The following is a 17,900-nucleotide window of genomic DNA, read 5'->3' as shown; positions in this document are numbered from 1 at the left end:
TCAAGCCGCTGGGGCGGAATGTTGGGAGGTATGCTCATGGGAGGCCTGATCGGCTCCTTGCTGTTCGGAGGTGGATTCGCCGGACCAGGATTGTTGGACCTTCTCTTGGTGGGGGGAGCTCTTCTTCTGGTTTTTCGCTTTTTGCGCACCCGGCGCCTGGCTGCGGCATCGGCATCCACGGGCGACGCCATGTCCTTTGAACGCAAGTCTGCCCAAGAATGGGGCAGTGCGAGCTACACACCATTGGAAGAAGCGACCGCGGCCGCCGTGCGGCAGCCGGTCCTGCCGTCCGGATTTGACGCGGATGACTTTCTCAAAGGGGCCAACGCCATTTACGTCCGACTGCAAAACGCGTGGGACAAGCGCGACCTCGAAGACATCCGCTCGTTTACTTCGGCTGAAGTCTTCACCGAGATTCAACAGCAGGCCCAGGCTGATCCCGAGACCGGCAAGACCGAGTTGCTGCTGATCAACCCACGCATTCTTGAGGTGCGTGACATCGGCGACCAAGTCCTGGTTTCGGTGCTTTACGATGTGACGTTGCGCGAAAATGAAGAAAGGCTATCCAAACAGGTCCGTGAACTTTGGCATTTCAGCCGAGACCGGTTTGACCCCAAATCCTTCTGGATATTGGAGGGTATCCAGCAGGTGGAGCAATAAGCGCTGCGTTTCGCTCAAGGTTCCGAGTCAAGTCGATTCTCGCGGAAGGCATCAAAGGGGCTTCATCCGGACTCGACATTTTCCGACACGGGTTCCTCGACGGCCCCTGAAGGAGAAACCTGATTCCCTATCAGCGGGCTGGTCCGTACGAAGCCAAGTCATCGCCGGAGCCCATCTGCAGCGCGGCTATTCCCAACAAGACTCGCAGCCCATCTCGGGCTTCATTACTCTGTACGGTGAGCGGAAGTGCTCAAGACAAAAGGAAAACTCCAAAAGCAGAACCTGACATCCGTTTTTGAACGGCGAATGGAATTCAAATGGGTATTGCGACCGACATCATCCTTCTTGTTGTTGTTGCTTTTTTTTGTGGGCTAATCCTGCATCGACTGGGGCAACCGATTATCCTCGGTTATATCGCGGCCGGAATTATCCTGGGGCCACACACAGGGGGCCTGACTGTCTCGAATATTCATGAAATCGAGCTTCTCGCTGAAATCGGCATTGCGCTGTTGCTGTTTGCGCTCGGGCTCGAATTCTCCCTCAAGGATCTCAAGCCGGTTCGACTGATAGCTTTGATAGGAACGCCGATTCAAATGATCGCAACGATTGGACGTGGGTTTTCAGATAGCGCAGGTTTTGAAGCGTCTGAATAAGCCGTTTGTAATCATCGAACCGGATCATCGGCGGTTTGAAAAAGCCAAGGAAGCCGGTATGGCCGTTGTCTACGGCGATGCCGGCCAACAAATCGTTCTTGAAGCGGCGGGAATCAAGAATGCGAACCTTCTGATTTTGACCACACCCGACCTTGTGGCGGCCAGGTCGACCATTGTTGAATCGAAACGCTTAAACGGGCGGCTCGAAATAATAGCGCGGACATCCGGTCCCGATTATTTCGAGGTATTGAAAGACCTGGGGGTTTGTGAAGTTGTTCTTCCAGAGTTCGAGGCGAGCCTTGAAATGACGCGCCAGTCCCTGCTCCGTCTCGGGCTGCCGCCGACGGAAGTTCAACGTCACACCGATACCATTCGACAGGAACTCTATGCCGGTTTATTCAACCAGAGCGACGATTATCGAGTGCTGTCTCAACTCCGTGGCGCGGAGCAACAGTTCGATTTACAATGGGTCCGTTTTGCTCCGGATAGCTCAATGGCCCATCGATTGATCGGTGAAAGCGAAATACGCAAGAAAACGGGTGCATCCGTCGTCGGTGTTGTACGGAAAGGACAGTTAAGCGCCAATCCGGATGCCGACTTTGTGTTGATGCCTGAGGACCTGGTTGCCATCATTGGAAGCGACAGCGACAGGGAGGCTTTTCTTATTATGGCGTCATCTTCCCATCGTAATAAGGATTGAAAACCGCTTGCCGGGATCGGGAGGAAAGCTCCTTTCTCCACAATGCCTTTGGGAATCAGCTATTCCGGCACGCAGGACGCCCCAATGAAGAAACTCGTTTTCCTTCCCACGGACTTGATGTTTGTCCGCTTAGAAAAGGACCCAAAGAGCGGACAGAAAAAACATCGGAAGTTCCTGACAGGCGGGATTCGTGACGGATGCTTGTCAGTGAGATATCACCACGAAACCGACCCCCCTCTTTACCTATGGGGTGCACAGCCAGAGCACCGGGACCATCTAACAAAACTGTTGCGGTAGATTTCACGGGTGATATAACAACCGTAATCGTGCTTGTTATTGCCGCCGGCAACCCATCTCCAGGGAGGTCCGATGAAATCCGCCTATCCGGATTACCCGCCATTGATCAAAGAGGTCCGACGGCCGCTTTCCATCAGCCGGGAGGATCCGGTCTGGGTATTGGGTGTGAGCCATGCCGCGGTCGACCGCAGGGAGAATGACCGAGCCAAGCCGTCTAAGCCGGCCCGGGCGCAGTTACACATGCTTTCTTTGAGAAGATGCGAGAGGCAGGAATGCCGGATCTCGCGGAGATTTTCTGTGGCTGATGATAAAGCGAAATCCGACCTGCGCCCGAAATCTACCTCTCTACAACTTGGAGTCCGCTTGACGCCCAAACCTTCTATTCTGTAGAGAAATGGGAGACACTTCAGTGTTAAGAAGGTATTTACACGACATATTTAACACCGGGAAAAGGGGTGACGCCCGAGAGGAAAGCTATTACGAGACGCTCTCGGTTTTGCTCAGAGAGATGGCACCTTCAAGAGAAAGATCCAAATTCCATATCACCACGATGCCAAAGAGCACTGAGGGTGGCAACCCTGATTTTCGGGTATGGGACGGAAAACAACACATCGTCGGCTACATAGAAGCCAAGGCTCCAACGGTTGATCACTTGGATTCTATAGAAGATTCCGAGCAATTGAAGAGATATCGACACACATTCCCCAATTTGATCCTGACCAACTTTTTTGAATTCCGGCTGTACCGTAACGGTGAACGGATTCTTAAGACATTTATTGCCAGGTCGTTTATAGCCCACACCCTTAAAACTATGCCGTCGCTTGAAAATGAATGCGAATTCCAAAAACTTCTGGAGATCTTCTTTTCTTTTTCCCTTCCCAAGGCGTATACCGCCAAAGCTCTGGCCGTTGAACTGGCAAAGCGCACCAGCTTCTTACGCGACGAAGTCATCGGTAAAGAATTATACAACGGGAAATCGCAGCGCAATTTCATACATGGCTTTTTCGAAGCATTTCAAAAATACCTTATCCGAGGGCTGGATAGAGAAGATTTCGCAGATCTGTACTCTCAAACCATTACTTATGGCCTATTCGCGGCCCGCATGCGGGCAGAGGGGGGCTTTAACCGCAAGCTCGCCTACGCTCACATTCCTCCAACCATAGGCATACTCAGGGATGTCTTCCGGTTTATCTCTTTTGAAGACCCGCCGCCCCAAATGGAATGGATCATAGACGACATTGCCGAGGTTTTGTCCGTGGCGGATGTAAACAAGCTCCTGCAGCAATATTTCCACGAAGGCAAAGGCAAGGACCCCATCATTCACTTCTACGAAACCTTTCTGTCGGAATATGATCCCAAAACAAGGGAAAGACGGGGCGTCTATTACACCCCGGAGGCGGTCGTAACATACATTGTGCGGTCTTTGCACCATATCCTGAAGGACCGGTTTAACAAATCAGACGGCATGGCAAGCGAGTCAGTGACGGTTTTGGATCCGGCCTCCGGCACCCTGACATTTTTGGCCGAGACCGCCAAACTGGCCATGAACGAGTTTGTCCGGAAGTATGGCGAGGGCCACAAAGAAGGCTTCATCAAGGAGCACATCCTGAAAAACTATTACGCATTTGAGCTCATGATGGCCCCATACGCGGTGGGACACCTGAAGATGGCCTTCCTACTAGAGGAACTGGGATACCGACTCCACGACGATGACCGCTTCAAGCTATACCTGACCAACACCCTCGAAATGGAAGAGCTTGAACAGACAAGTTTTCCCGGCATGGCCTCGCTTTCCCAAGAATCCCATGCGGCCGGAAGGATCAAGAAAGAGCAACCGATCCTGGCCATTATGGGGAATCCGCCCTATTCAGGGCATTCGGCCAACCAGGGAAAGTGGATCGATGATCTACTGAAAAAGGGCTACGCACATGAAAACGGCATCAGGGATGGCGGATACTATCAGGTGGACGGCAAACCGTTGGGAGAAAGAAATCCCAAATGGCTGCAGGATGATTACGTGAAATTCATCCGGTTTTCCCAGTGGAAGATCGACCAGGCAGGCATTGGGGTTCTGGGTTTTGTTACCAACCACAGCTATCTTGACAATCCCACCTTTCGAGGCATGCGCCGGTCCCTGATGAGCAGTTTCGATGAACTGTACGTCCTTGACCTTCATGGTAATTCATTGAAAAAAGAAACCTGCCCGGACGGCTCCAAAGACGAGAATGTCTTTGATATTAGACAGGGCGTGGCCATCGCTCTGTTCATCAAGACCGGGAATAAAGACAGAGCACGCAAAATCTATCATTCCGATCTCTGGGGTTTACGAGGACAAAAGTATGGTTGGCTTGAATCCCATGATCTTGAAAACACGGAATGGAATGAAATTTCTCCGAAATCGGAGTCCTATCTGTTCATACCAAGGGATGAGAAGCTTTACAGACAATATGAACAGTGGCCGAAGGTGACGGATATTTTTCCAATGAATAGCGTGGGAATTGTTACTGCCAGAGATAAGCTAACGATAAAGTATGAACCAAATGATGTTTGGATAACGGTCCTCAACTTTTCTAAGATGGATGTCGAGCTGGCGAGAGTGGCCTACCAATTGGGCAAAGATGTCAGAGATTGGAAAGTCGATCTAGCGCAAAAGGACCTGTTGGAAGGAGTCCCGAAGAGAGACAAAATTGTTGCGATGTTGTATCGCCCATTCGACATCCGTTATACTTATTACACAGGAAAAACAAAGGGGTTTCACTGCATGCCTCGCAGAGAAATAATGAGGCATATGATTGAAGATAATATTGGGCTAATCCTGCCTAAAAGAGTAGAAACGCAACTTCCATGGACTCACGTTTTATGCACAAATGTTATAATTGACCATGTGGTGGTGTCCCTGAAGACAATAGACTATCTGTTTCCTTTATATTGCTTCCCCGACACGGAAAATCACAATCTTTTCAGTGCCCAAGATCGAGCCAAAGACAAGCAACCCAATATCGACATCGGAATCTTTGAAAAATTGTCAAAAAACTATCCTGATGCTCCTACTCCCGAGATGATTTTTTACTACATCTATGCCATATTATATGCGGAAACCTACCGGGAAAAATACGTCGAATTTCTCAAGATGGATTTCCCTCGAATCCCTTTTACCAAAGATTATGAATTGTTTGGCGAGATGGCGGAATACGGCGGGCATCTTGCCGACCTCCATTTAATGAAGTCTCCAGATCTCGATTCCCCCATTGCCAAATTTCAAGGCTCCGGAGATGATCGAGTGGACAAACTCCACTATGATGAAAAAGATAATCGCGTTTACATTAACAAAAGCCAATACTTCGAAAATGTTCCGGAAAAACTCTGGGAATATCATATCGGGGGCTATCAGGTCTGCAGCAAATGGCTGAAAGACAGAAAAGACAGAGTCCTGTCGCTGAACGATGTTAAGCAGTACTGCAAAATCGTGACAGCCATAGAAAAGACCATAAAGATTCAAAGATCTATTGATGATGTATTCCGTAATATAGAAAAAACACTATAAGGTCCCGTTCGACCTGACGACTTTCAACTGTGTGCCTTTACTGGGACATCGGACGCATGATTGAAGAGCGCCAGAAAAGCGCAGGCTGGGGCGCGGGCGTCACCCCCCGGCTGTCGCGAGAATTGAAGAACGAACTGCCGGAGCTGAAAGGTTTTTCCGAACGGAATATCGGCCTCATGATTGCACTTGCCTGTGCGTATCCTGATCCGGAATCAATTTTGCAACCACCTGATGCAAAATTACCGGCGTCAAATATCGACTCGCCCCATTATTTGAATTTCGGCAATATCGTCTGGCCGATATTCGACCGGATCAAAGCGTCGATGTTGCACTCCCGCACCCTTTCCGCCCTCCGTGACGCCCTGCTTCCGAAACTTCTCTCCGGTGGGTTGCGTCTGCCGGACGCCGAGCGGATAGCTGCGAGGTGTTTATGAGCGAAAACCAGCAATTCCTGCTCTATACCGCCCCGGACGGTGCGGTGAAGGTGGAAGTTTTTTTGAAGGACGAGATGGTCTGGCTGACGCAAAAGGCCCTGGCGGAGCTGTTCGGAGTGAAGGTGCCTGCGGTAAACAAGCATCTCAAGAACATTTTCGATTCCGGAGAGTTGAGTCGGGAGGCAACCATTTCCAAAATGGAAATAGTTCGATCGGAAGGCGGGCGGGAGGTCCTCCGGGACATCGAATTCTATAGTCTCGACGCCATCATCGCCGTCGGTTACCGGGTCAACGGCTATCAGGCCACCAAGTTTCGTATCTGGGCCACGAAGACGCTTCGGGAGTTCATCATCAAGGACTTGCGGGAGGCCAGTCAACGAGGGCGAGGAACTGGGGCTGACGGACGACGAGGTGGCGTTCTATGACGCACTGGAAGTCAACGATAGCGCCGTGTCCGTGCTGGGGGATGAAACACTGCGCACCATCGCCCAAGAACTGGTGCGGGCCGTTCGCAGCAGTATCACCATTGACTGGACGGTCCGCGAAAATGTCCGTGCCCAGATGCGGGTGATCATCAAGCGCATTCTCCGAAAATACGGCTACCCTCCGGATAAGCAGGCTCGCGCTACGGAGCTCGTCTTGGAACAGGCGGAAGTCCTTTGTAAGGACTGGACGGAAAAAGCATGATGACCCAGCGGGCGAAAGATCGGATTGAATGCCTTGGAGGAGGCCTAAACGCCCGATGGCAAAAGACCCCCAAGTGGCAATCGGGTAATATCAAATGAAATGGGTTGCGGATTGGGCAACGATAAAATAATGCCCAATTAGGTAAATTGGAGCGCAATTGAGTTGTTGCTTTTTTTGCAGCAGTCCATGAAAAAGAGCCGCATATAGGTTGACATCCTCTCATTTGGCCGGTACGCAACCTTTCAATTGGTCGAAGGCCCGGCTTTCGAATGGATGCAATGGCTGAGCAGATCCTATACCCGCGATTTGCACGCAGCCGCCTGGAAGAGGCGCTGCAGGACACCCCGGTGGTGTCGGTCCATGGGCCGCGCCAGTGCGGCAAAACCTACGCCGCAAGGCGCTGATTCAACGCCTGGTGAAGGCCGGTATTTGCAATGACAAACGATACAGCGATGAATCCGTATTTGACGGATGTCTGTTGAAACAACACCTCACGGGGGTCGGACAGCAAAATCATGGTAATCGCACGCAACGCACCCTGCCCCTGCGGTAGCGGGAAAAAATACAAAAAATGTTGTTTGGGTAAAGAAGCCGGACCTTCTCAAGCATTGTACTATCGGCGATTGTCAGAGGCATATGATCGCCTCACGGACAGTTTGCTTGCCCACGCCACCCGGACCTTTGGAGAGGAAGCCGTTGCCGAGGCGATGGACGAGTTTTTGCTGTGGCCCGGTCCGGAAGACGAAATCGGCGAGGACATGTTCGAGCGAGTCGAACCCCTGTTCTGGCCCTGGTTTTTGTTCAACCGGGAGTACGATTCCACTGAAACCGAAGTGGAGCTTTCGGGGCCGGAGGGCCGAACCGTGGCCGAACTGTATGCCGAAGCGCGAGGCAGCAAACTCGATCCGCTGGAGAGGTGTCTGATCGAAAGCGTCAACCGAAAACCATACAGTTTCTGGCAAGTGCTCAAGGTTGACAAAGGAAAGGGCATGGAGCTGCAGGACGTTTTAAAAGGCTCCCGTCTCGAGGTCCAGGAACGCACTGGATCAGAATACGTACAACCGGGCGATCTAGGTTTTGGTCGTGCGGTGTCGGTAGACGGCGTGGGAATGATCATCGGGCTTGGTCCGGTTGTTATTCCTCCGAGCCACAAACCGGATATCATTCAATTGAGAAAACAACTGCGTCATGGTCGATCCGCTGTGACGGACGACACCTTGCATGAATGGGACGCAGAAATCCGGGACCTGTATTTTGACATCGACCATGCTTTGAATTCCATGCCGCAATTCTGCAATACCGACGGACATCCGATGGAATTTCACCGGCTGATTTATGAAGTGTCCTCGGCCGACGAGGCTTTTGAGAAGCTCGGTGGTCTGTGCGTTACCATGGAGCTCGACGAACTACGGGCTGATGCAAAACGAGATAACACCGGCCGGATTATTCGGGTTGAAATTCCATGGGACCGTCATGGTCACAAGGCAAGCCCCGGAATGTCCAATACGGTATTGGGCCGCATTGTAATCGATGGCCGTCGATTGAGCGCGGAAGTCAACTCAGCGGAGCGGGCGGAGACATTACGCCGTGAGATCGATGTCAGACTGGGTGACGGCACCCGATTTAAGCTTGATGAGATTCAGGATCCGGATTCGATGATGCGTAGAAGCGCATCCGGAACTGCCGCAAAGAAGAAATCAAAGGAACATGAAGAACTTATGCAGCACCCTGAAGTTCAGGAGCAGCTGGCGGAAATCATCAGCCGACACTGGGAGAGCTGGGTGGATCAAAGCATTCCGGCCCTGGGCGGGGAATCTCCAAGAGATGCCGTAAAAACCGCTGACGGGCGTGAAGCCGTTGAAGCGCTCCTGCAGGACGCCGAGAGGGGGCTGGGGCTCGACCCCTTGACAAGGGAAGCCAACCGCAAAGGCGCGCAATGGGTAAGAGAATTTCTCGGTTTGAACCGGCGGTAAGGGATCGATAAAGACAAAACCAATACAACCGAGTCCAAAGGAGAGGCGATTTCGTCCCGTATCCATCGCTGGACGGCGAATGGGCGTTGGATCCCCGCCTGAAGAGACAGACCTATTGGCTCAACCAACGCCAGATGACCGGGCTGTTTGAAAAGGACACGGACATTATCGGCTTGCACATCCGCAACATCTACAAAGAAGGCGACTTGCCCCGGAAGGGAACTACCGGGGAATCCTCGGTGGTTCAAGATGAAGGGGAGCGACAGGTTCGCCGCAAGGTCAACTTCTGAAATTTCAAACACCTCCGATCAGCAACCGGAATGAAAAATGGTCCTAACTCCAAAATTCAAAATCACCAACCGGATCGCCTCCGGACTCACCCGCATCGAGCGGGCACGGGGATTTCTGGAGGCGGCGACTTTGTCCGACGCCTGGGTGAGGGAGATGGGACGTCGAGCGCAGATCCTTGAAGCCCATCACACTATGCACATCGAGGGAACGCGCCTAACCTTGGACCAAGCGGAGCAACTCCTGGAAGGCAAGCCAGCCCCCGAGGCCGATCCCGATGATGCACGGGAACTGCTGAGCTACAACAGGGCCTTTGAGTTCGTTTCCGATCAACCCTCCTCCATCAGCCGCTTGCGGCGTGCAAGTTCGGCCTCACTGGGGACATCGAGGGCGAACGATCCCGTCTTGACTTCTCCCGCGCGCCTATAAGAGGCAACAATGACCCCGGTGGTTGAATTCTTGCTCTCAAGTAGCTCGAAACCAACCGGAATTGTGCCTTCGGCAAACAGACGCTTGCCCCTGCCGAGTGTGATGGGGAATATTTTCAGCCAGAGCTCGTCAACCAGATCGTGCTTCAAAAGCGTTTGAATGAAATTGCCGCTGCCATGAACCTGCATTTCGGGCCCGTCCTGCTCCTTCAGTTTCTTAACTTCCTTAGGGATATCCCCCTTGATGAGCTCGGAATTGCTCCAGTCAAGCTTCTTCAGCGTCTTTGACGCTACATATTTTTTCGCGTTGTTAATCCCGGCCGCAATGGGATCTTCATCGGTTTTCACATACGGCCAGTGCGCTGCAAATATCTCATATGTCCTTCTGCCCAGCAATAAATCAAAAGGATGACCCATTTGCCCGTCCATCACTTTGCCGAGGAAGTCATCAAAGTAGGGAAAGACCCACCCACCGTGCCTGAATCCGCCGGTTGGATCTTCCTCCGGCCCGCCTGGAGCCTGCATCACGCCATCAAGGGTTATGAACGACAGAACGACCAGTTTTCGCATATTATCCTCCCTCGCAAGCCCGCTGATGGGGTGCAATGTCGAATTTCCTCATTTTGAGGAGCGTTTCGGTCACTAGAGCCGGCTTCTGCGCCCGCCCCCTCTGTGCCGACTCACAAAACTTTCATTTCCGCGGCTAACAGCAGTATCCAGAATTTTTGTGCGCCAACTCCTACTTTGGCTATGGGGTTTCAATTACGCGATAGAACTGATCTACGATCGTGCCCCCTGTAGCACCCATGACAGGCTCCAGTAGCTTCAAATACTCCTCGTCTTTGTCTGCTTCAGCATCGATTCGTTCGTAGTCGGCCAGCGAAGCATAACGTGTCTGAATTGTCGCCCGACCTCTCTCTCCTGCCAAATTGTACATGAGCTCCACTGAAACTTCGGGATATTTCTTTTCCACGTGTGCCTTGGCTTTGAGAAGCGCCTCGAAAAATTCTGAATAATTCTCGCTGTAACCGATTTCCCTCCGATGTATTATCATTCGATCCTCCTGAAGCTACTTATGGCATAAAAAAACCATGAAATTAATATGTTACATTAAAATATCAATTAATTACAGCCAGATGGCGTTAATCACATTTTGATGTGGATCTCTAAGAAATGAACACCAAGACAATGCCATTACGCAATAACACACTCGAATCTCATATTTATGCAAACGATGCTAATGCTGTCGTAGACCAACAGCAACATGGTATGTTTCTTACTCTTTAGGCCGAGCTTTGTTTAACTGCCAGATACAGATCTATTGTTCTTTCTCTCTTGGCAAACACCACTCTTCCCTGATTTTGCAGAGTCGTTCGAGCATGTCTTCGTATTCTTTATTAATGGCCGATCTTTCCTTCAGGTCGAGAAGGTGGATCATGTATCCATGAGGACCGGGCATTATGACAAAAGGATAGAAGCCTTCAACATCCATGCCATAACCAGCGAAACTTATACTGGGAGGTTTCCCGCCTATGTCTTCGTTGGACACATTGGGGGCGTAGTACATGACGTGTGGATTGTTGGAGGTGGCGACTTTGTCGCTTTCTTCCGGGTTTACGTACGTCCTCAGTATTGGAGACACCATGTATGAAACGCCTGCTCGTTCCGGCGCCTTATAATATTTTTTTTTGTAGCGGTCCTTTATGATTTTCTTTAGTTCGTCGGGAGGGGTCCCTTTGGCCTGCATTTCCGCCGCGTCGAAGAAGACCCGCATCTGTTCCTTGGCGCCTGCCGCATCAAAGGAAACCGGGTAGAGAATATCGTCTCTGTATTCCGCTAAAGGCCAGGACCCCCTGAACGCATCATCGCCGGTTCGAGCAACAAAGGCGTGGAATCCGTTGGAGCCTTTGCGGGCCATTTCAAAGCCCTTCTCGGGATCGAAAACATATACGGTGGCGTTTTCCCTAAGGTGCGGCGGAAGGGCGCTCAGCGCCAGCTGAATTTCCAGGTCCCGGGGCAACGGTTCGATTTTATTCACCCCCATACGAGCCGGTTTGTTTTCCGGGCTTGCGGCAGTGCCGAATGCCATTGCCGCCAGCGCAATCATCAGAATGGTCGCTTTTATTGACAGTGTTTTTCCTATTTTCATCGCTTCATCTCCCTTCGCAGATTTCTTTCAGCCTGGCGAGCGCCTTCGGCCAGGCTCTATTCATGTATTCTTCAAACTCCGGGGCAGCATCCACATCGACTTTCAATTCGGTTGCGCCATCGCGCTCTTCGAAGGTGTAATTTTCAAAGGCGGGCGCCCAGGCCTTGCTTTCCGGAGTTTGCGTATCCTCAACGCCGTCCTTGATGATACCCAGATGCTTGATCGAGATGAATTCAAACGGTTTATTCTCAGCGATAATGGAAGACATGCCCTCGCCTTCGGGTGTCAGAAACCTGATTTTTTCGCCTTTGTTCCAGGAGCCCTCGAAATAGGAGCCCTTGGCGAACGCTTCGGTCCAGAGCGTAAAGGTCTCCGGGTCCAGCATCGCTTTCCAGACCTTCTCCTTCCGTGAATGGATGATGATTGAAAAATGCAACCTGTTCATGTTCCGCTCCTTTCCGGCTCATTCCCTCTTTCCGAACGCCGCCGCTCACTATCGAGGATCATTCCGGTCAAATCTTCAGCGGGACGGATCTCGAAGGGACCCGCCTTTACCCCCGGATGCTTTGACATGAGCTGGATGGCGTGGTTAAGGTCCCTGGCTTCGAGAATCAGAATTCCGCCAAGCTGTTCTTTGGTCTCGGCATAAGGACCCTCGGTAATCGACACCTTGCCGTTCTTCCATTGCAGCGTGACGGCGTTCCGGGAGCTTTGCAGCGCTTCGCCGCCGATGAAGCGGCCTTCCTTGCGAAGCACGTCGTCGTAGGCAAAACACGTATCGATGAAATCGTTTCGCCCGCTCGCGGACATGGTTTCCCATTTTTTCTCTTCGATGTAGCCAAGGCATACGTATTTCATGGCTCCCTCCCTTTGATCTTCTGCGAATCCCGATTTGTTACTTTCTGAATGGTGTCAGAGACCAAAATCCGATCTTTCGGTGGAAATATTTCCAGGAGGACATGTCATTTCAATATACTCCCGCCCTCACACGAATTATATAAGGTGAATCACCGATTTTCGGGGAAAAGGCTGTATCCGGCCGGAATGCGTAATTGACAGAAAATGACCGCTGACCTACAAGGAGCGTATATGATTACGGTTCTTGTCATCCAATAGAAGTCATGGCAAAAGGGGGGACGTGGCAAAAGGGGGGACGGTGGTGATTTTGTGCGTTTCTCTGCTTCATCATCTATTGGTTCGTTGAAGAAGGTTTGGCGCAAGGGCGGAAGCCGGAATTGACCATAGGCGGTTTGTTAGGAAGCGTCGGCGGGTGGGGCGTTTTGAAATCCATTATGATTTCAACCGGGTGATTACCCGTGTGGCCGAATCGATGGGTATGACTCCCAAGGAAGTGACGGCATTCAGTAAGTCGCCGCAAACCGTCAAAGCTCGGGCGCTCTTATGCTATTGGGCGTATCGAAAGCATGGATGACCTCCACCGAGATTGCCGGGAGGCTCAAGATCACTCAACCGGCGGCAAGTCGCTTATCGAAACGGGGTGAACAAATCGAAAAAGAATATCGATTTAATTTGATTGGAGAATAAGGTATAAAAGCATGGACGTCCCCATATTTCCTATGGATGTCCCCATATTTCCCCGATTTGATCGCAGCCGGAGAGCTTTTCATGGTAAGGCTCTGGAATAAATGAACGGAATTAGTACGTTGATAATTGGGTGGAACTGCTCGCTGATTCAGCCGGAATGCCCGATCAAAATCGCACTCCATATATAATCCGGCGCATGGAGCACTTGGTGCAGACAAAAATCAAACCGTTTGTAGGAAAATGGTCCATTCTTGAGATGGAGGCATGGGACCGGGAATACGTGAACATGGAGGTTCCAGGGTATTTCAGTTTCAACAAGGACGGCAGGGGAAGTTTTCAGTTTGGGTTGGTACGGGGGGAAATGGACTGCCGGCTGGAAAACGTGGGCGGAAAGGCACGGATCGAATTTTCCTGGGAGGGACAAGACGAACTGGACCCCGTAAATGGAAGGGGATGGGCCGTGATTGAAGATGAAGAACTGCGCGGTCGGATCTTCCTCCACCTGGGAGACGATTCCGGGTTTCGAGCGACAAGATCATAAAGGGGCAAGCTTCCATGAGCGAATACCAATATTACGAATTTCTAGCCATCGACCAGCCGCTGACAGAGGTCGAGATGGCCGCCCTGCGCGGGATTTCCTCCAGGGCCCACATTACGCCCGTAAGCTTCACCAATGAGTACCATTGGGGTGATTTGAAGGCGAATCCGATTCACTTGATGGAACGGTTCTTTGATGCCCATGTCTATGTCGCCAACTGGATGACTGCCATTTTCATGGCGCGACTGCCCATCGAGGCGTTGTCCAACGAGACGGTCGGGGCCATGGCGGAAAGTTTCGTAGTGAATTTCAAAGAGACAAAGAATCATTGGATCATCACCTGGCGTCTCGATGATTCCCAAGACTACGACCGGTTTGGCATGGAAGACGGCCGGGGCTGGATGGCGCGCCTGGCCCCGATACGGGAAGAGTTGCTGCGGGGGGATCTTCGCAGTCTCTATATCGGTTGGTTGGCGGCAGTGACCATGGAAATGGTGGACGACGATGAAATGGAGCCGATCTCCGTGAACGGGCTGGGGAGCCTGACTTCGGCTCAAAAGGCCCTTGTGGGGTTTTTGGAAGTGGACGAAGACCTGCTGGCAGGCGCCGGCATGGGCAGTCCGGATCCGCAAGCCGACGGGGTATCCCAAAAGGAAATGGATGCATGGTTCGGCGGCCTGCCCGGGGACGAGGTGACGGCCATCCTCAAACAGCTTCTGGAGGGCAAAGGCTCGCTGGCCGAACGGACCCTCAAGAACCGATTCGCGGCATGGCGGCGGGGTTTGAGGGGGGGCGGAATCGAAGCGCCCCGACACACTGTGGGAGAACTGCGTGAGAATGCCGAGAAGGCTGAAAAGATCCGGCTGGAAAAGCAAAGGCGAGAAGAGATGCAGCGGGAGGCCAAGCGCCGAAAGGAACGCGAGGCGTATCTCAAAAGCCTATCCAAAGATTATTCCGAAGCATGGAAATCGGTTCGGACGACCGTACAACGGGGATCGGGTTTGGCTTATGACGAGGCCTGCCGCGCCCTCGTCGATCTTTCCCAAGCCTATTCCCTTCACGCGAGCGGAAAGCGCTTCCAAGAGGAATTGGAGAGATTCATGGCGGATCATCTACGCCGCAAGGCGCTGATTCAACGCCTGGTGAAGGCCGGTATTTGGAATGACAAATGATACAGCGATGAATCCGTATTTGTGTGATCGTCAGGGGCATCGAAAGACGGAAGATATTCCGGTCCGATTATGATCGGTTGAATTTCATGAACCGGCTCTCGGAATTGGTCCCCGAAACGAAAACCGATTGTTTCGCCGGCGCGATTCTAGAAAAGCAGGTCCATTTCTTATTGAGAACGGGGGCGGTTCCAGTGTCCATGAGCCGACTTCTCACCGGATATGCGGGGTGGTTCAACAGGAAATATCGGAGGCATGGACCACTTTTTCAGCATCGCTACAAATCGATTTTGTGCCGGGAAAGACTACGAGTTGAAAGCCCGCGGGTATGATTTCAACCGGGTGATTTTCCGTGTGGCCGAGTCGATGGGTATGACCCCCAAGAAAGTGACGGCGTTCGGTAAATCGCCGTCAACCGGTCGGAGCATTCCGTCCGGCGCACCGCCACCTACGACATCATCTTCCTCGTCTGACCCTTTCCCCTGATGCTGCTCCCCTGTGCGAAGGTTCCCTTACAACCATTCGATGCGGCGATTGACAAAGTGATTACGACGTAAGGAGCCCAACAAGTTGTTGTACCGATAGCGCGAAAGTTCGAATCGCATTCATCGACCTTCGCACCTTCGCATCCCGGCGGTACGAGCCCCGCTCCGGTAGGTATCCCATGAACCGGAAACCACCCGATTGGAGCAGGGAACGTGAGCCTTCTCAATCTCATGATGCAACAACCCGCCGGAGGATCGGTCCCGGCCGATACTAGCAACCCGGCGGTCGTTGTCTCCAGGCCGGAGACAACGGGAGTACAAGAGCGCAAAGATCCGTCAGAGATCGTCGATTCCGAAGTCACAGCCTTCAATGCGGCCACGAACCTGGACTCCTGGGAAACGACAAGCCTCGTTACTTGCGCGTGACGTGAACATCGAGGGCGTCTGCTACCGCCGTCCGGACCCGGAATACTACGCATGGCTCCGACACAAGATGACTCTGGCCAAGAAGACACTGGGATCGGAATGACTCGATCTTACCGCCATTCGGAGCCTCGACTCCAGGACCTATCCTGCGCCGGCGATTGCCCCCGTGCCGCAGGACCGCCCGGATCCCACTTCAAGCTCCCGTCCATGAAAAAAAGCCACATATAGGTTGACATCCTCTCATCTAGCCGGTATGCAACCTTTCATTGGGCCGATACCAAACCTTTCAATTGGCCGATGGCCTGGCTTTCGAATGGATGCAACGGCTGAGCGGATCCTATACCCCCGATTTGCACGCAGCCGCCTGGAAGAGGCGCTGCAGGACACCCCGGTGGTGTTGGTCCATGGGCCGCGCCAGTGCGGCAAAACCACCTTGGCCCGTATGGTCGGCGATGCTGCGGGGTACGAATACATTACCTTTGATGACGATGTTCAACTGGCTGCGGCCCAGGCCGATCCGGTGGGGTTTGTGGCTTCCCTGCCGGAAAGAACCGTCCTGGATGAGGTCCAGCGTGTCCCGACCCTGTTTCTCGCTTTGAAATCGGCTGTTGACCGAGACCGCCGGTCGGGGCGCCATATCCTGACCGGTTCATCCAATGTGTTGCTGGTTCCCAAATTGGCGGATTCACTGGCGGGACGCATGGAGATCCAACGGCTGCACCCGCTGTCACAGGATGAGCTTGGGGGGAAAGCTTCCCGTTTTATTGACGAGCTGTTTGCCGCAAAGTTCAGGAGCCGCCGTTTAGAGCGCCTTGGGCCAGAGTTGGCAGAGCGGATTTGCGCAGGCGGCTATCCGACCGCACTTTCGCGCTCCACGCCGAAACGACGCGCGGCATGGTACCGTGACTATATCGAAACGCTGGTGCAGCGCGATGTCCGTGATCTGACACGCATCAGCTCTTTGGGAGCAATACCACGACTCCTTCAGCTTGCTGCCGGGCAAACCGCACGATTGGTCAATGTGGCCGAAATGGCGTCGGCCTTTCAGTTGAGTCGCCCGACCATTCGTGACTATGTGGTGCTGCTTGAAAGGATCTTCCTGTTGGAACATTTGCCTCCGTGGCACAGCAACCGACTGAGCCGCCTTATCAAGACGCCCAAATTGCATATGGGCGATACCGGTCTTGCCGCGGCCCTGCTCGGTGTTGACGCCTCAGCGCTTCTCAAAGACCGTAGTATGCTGGGCCGGTTGCTGGAGACGTTTGTCTTTCAGGAGCTAAGGCGACAAGCAAGCTGGAACGAAACACCGGTTCAATTCCATCATTTTCGGGACAAGGATGGGGTAGAGGTGGATATGGTGCTGGAGCAAGCTGGAAAAATAACAGGCGTCGAGGTAAAAGCCGCCGCTACGGTGATGGAAAAAGATTTTCGGGGGTTGAAAAAGCTACGGGAAACGACTGGAGAGCGATTTGCCGCCGGCGTTGTGATGTATGATGGGGGAAATATTGCCGGATTCGGCGAGAACCTGTATGCGATTCCGATCCGCGCACTTTGGGAAATGAAATGATTGTGGCGGATATCGGTCGCAATGTGTGCTTGTTCACAGCCTGTGAGGGCTTGTCGACCGGTTTCCGGCCGGCAATAACGCCCTAGTAGACATCACGCTGATGATCGCGGAAAGCAATCCCGCGGATAAGGAAACCATGGTTAAACTGATCGTCAATCTGATCAACTCCCGGAATTAGATGATTGGCGAACTGCCATATCGAGCTGTGATAAGCTGTGACATACGCTATGACATGGGGAGCCGGAACCAAGCAAACCTGAAATGTGAATCAATGCCGCTTCCGCCTCGTCGGGAGCAGCCTGATCTTTGATAACACATTGATATTGAAGGTTTTCTGTTAATAGCCGGAGAACGAGA

General features: G+C 52.4%; 15 protein-coding genes and 2 pseudogenes. 12 read left to right on the top strand and 5 right to left on the bottom strand.

What is annotated here, in order from left to right:
* The first annotated feature begins 36 nt into the window (after nucleotides 1-36).
* The 7 genes and pseudogenes from HY788_11295 to HY788_11265 all read left to right on the top strand — a co-directional run bounded on the left by HY788_11295 (nucleotide 37) and on the right by HY788_11265 (nucleotide 9,238).
* On the top strand, nucleotides 37-660 hold the full coding sequence (locus HY788_11295; protein MBI4774745.1) for a Tim44 domain-containing protein: 624 nt from the start codon (nucleotides 37-39) through the stop codon (nucleotides 658-660).
* A 317-nt stretch (nucleotides 661-977) separates the two neighbouring features.
* Nucleotides 978-2,013 (top strand): annotated as a pseudogene (locus HY788_11290) (NAD-binding protein).
* A gap of 691 nt (nucleotides 2,014-2,704) precedes the next feature.
* Nucleotides 2,705-5,854 (top strand): N-6 DNA methylase, encoded by a 3,150-nt coding sequence (locus HY788_11285; GenBank protein ID MBI4774744.1) that lies wholly within the window; start codon nucleotides 2,705-2,707, stop codon nucleotides 5,852-5,854.
* 56 nt (nucleotides 5,855-5,910) lie between these two features.
* Nucleotides 5,911-6,288 carry a hypothetical protein gene (locus HY788_11280; protein ID MBI4774743.1) on the top strand — a complete coding sequence of 126 codons (378 nt, stop codon included), beginning with the start codon at nucleotides 5,911-5,913 and terminating at the stop codon, nucleotides 6,286-6,288.
* Nucleotides 6,285-6,975, top strand: a pseudogene (locus HY788_11275) (DUF3387 domain-containing protein). The gene HY788_11280 and the pseudogene HY788_11275 overlap by 4 nt, the downstream one beginning before the upstream one ends.
* Nucleotides 6,976-7,490: 515 nt before the next feature.
* Complete coding sequence (locus HY788_11270; GenBank protein MBI4774742.1) at nucleotides 7,491-8,948, top strand: SEC-C domain-containing protein; 1,458 nt, start codon at nucleotides 7,491-7,493, stop codon at nucleotides 8,946-8,948.
* Nucleotides 8,949-9,034: 86 nt separating this feature from the next.
* Nucleotides 9,035-9,238, top strand: coding sequence for a transcriptional regulator (locus HY788_11265; protein ID MBI4774741.1), 204 nt, complete (start codon nucleotides 9,035-9,037; stop codon nucleotides 9,236-9,238).
* Nucleotides 9,239-9,565: 327 nt separating this feature from the next.
* On the opposite strand, the gene HY788_11260 is transcribed toward HY788_11265, so the two are convergent.
* The 5 genes from HY788_11260 to HY788_11240 all read right to left on the bottom strand — a co-directional run bounded on the left by HY788_11260 (nucleotide 9,566) and on the right by HY788_11240 (nucleotide 12,671).
* Complete coding sequence (locus HY788_11260) at nucleotides 9,566-10,234, bottom strand: dihydrofolate reductase family protein (protein MBI4774740.1); 669 nt, start codon at nucleotides 10,232-10,234, stop codon at nucleotides 9,566-9,568.
* Between the two features lie 178 nt (nucleotides 10,235-10,412).
* Entirely contained in the window at nucleotides 10,413-10,718 is a 306-nt protein-coding gene (locus HY788_11255; protein ID MBI4774739.1) for a hypothetical protein, read from the bottom strand.
* Between the two features lie 264 nt (nucleotides 10,719-10,982).
* A complete protein-coding gene (locus HY788_11250; GenBank protein ID MBI4774738.1) occupies nucleotides 10,983-11,813 on the bottom strand; it encodes a hypothetical protein in 831 nt (276 codons plus the stop codon).
* Nucleotides 11,814-11,817: 4 nt separating this feature from the next.
* Entirely contained in the window at nucleotides 11,818-12,258 is a 441-nt protein-coding gene (locus tag HY788_11245) for an SRPBCC domain-containing protein (protein MBI4774737.1), read from the bottom strand.
* The gene (locus tag HY788_11240) at nucleotides 12,255-12,671 is read right to left on the bottom strand and encodes a YciI family protein (protein MBI4774736.1); all 417 of its coding nucleotides are present in this window, start codon (nucleotides 12,669-12,671) and stop codon (nucleotides 12,255-12,257) included. Before HY788_11240 ends, HY788_11245 begins: the two co-directional genes overlap by 4 nt.
* Nucleotides 12,672-13,083: 412 nt before the next feature.
* On the opposite strand from HY788_11240, the gene HY788_11235 reads away from it, so the two are divergent.
* The 5 genes from HY788_11235 to HY788_11215 all read left to right on the top strand — a co-directional run bounded on the left by HY788_11235 (nucleotide 13,084) and on the right by HY788_11215 (nucleotide 17,543).
* Complete coding sequence (locus HY788_11235; protein ID MBI4774735.1) at nucleotides 13,084-13,245, top strand: hypothetical protein; 162 nt, start codon at nucleotides 13,084-13,086, stop codon at nucleotides 13,243-13,245.
* Nucleotides 13,246-13,554: 309 nt separating this feature from the next.
* Nucleotides 13,555-13,899 (top strand): hypothetical protein, encoded by a 345-nt coding sequence (locus tag HY788_11230; protein ID MBI4774734.1) that lies wholly within the window; start codon nucleotides 13,555-13,557, stop codon nucleotides 13,897-13,899.
* Nucleotides 13,900-13,913: 14 nt separating this feature from the next.
* The gene (locus HY788_11225) at nucleotides 13,914-15,068 is read left to right on the top strand and encodes a hypothetical protein (protein MBI4774733.1); all 1,155 of its coding nucleotides are present in this window, start codon (nucleotides 13,914-13,916) and stop codon (nucleotides 15,066-15,068) included.
* An 852-nt stretch (nucleotides 15,069-15,920) separates the two neighbouring features.
* Nucleotides 15,921-16,079 carry a hypothetical protein gene (locus HY788_11220; GenBank protein ID MBI4774732.1) on the top strand — a complete coding sequence of 53 codons (159 nt, stop codon included), beginning with the start codon at nucleotides 15,921-15,923 and terminating at the stop codon, nucleotides 16,077-16,079.
* A gap of 210 nt (nucleotides 16,080-16,289) precedes the next feature.
* A complete protein-coding gene (locus HY788_11215; GenBank protein ID MBI4774731.1) occupies nucleotides 16,290-17,543 on the top strand; it encodes an ATP-binding protein in 1,254 nt (417 codons plus the stop codon).
* Nucleotides 17,544-17,900: the final 357 nt, after the last annotated feature.

The sequence above is a fragment of the Deltaproteobacteria bacterium genome (genome assembly GCA_016208165.1).
Taxonomy (GTDB): domain Bacteria; phylum Desulfobacterota; class Desulfarculia; order JACQYL01; family JACQYL01; genus JACQYL01.
Note: the sequence above shows the minus strand (reverse complement) of the source record. Positions and strands in the feature narration are given on the sequence as shown.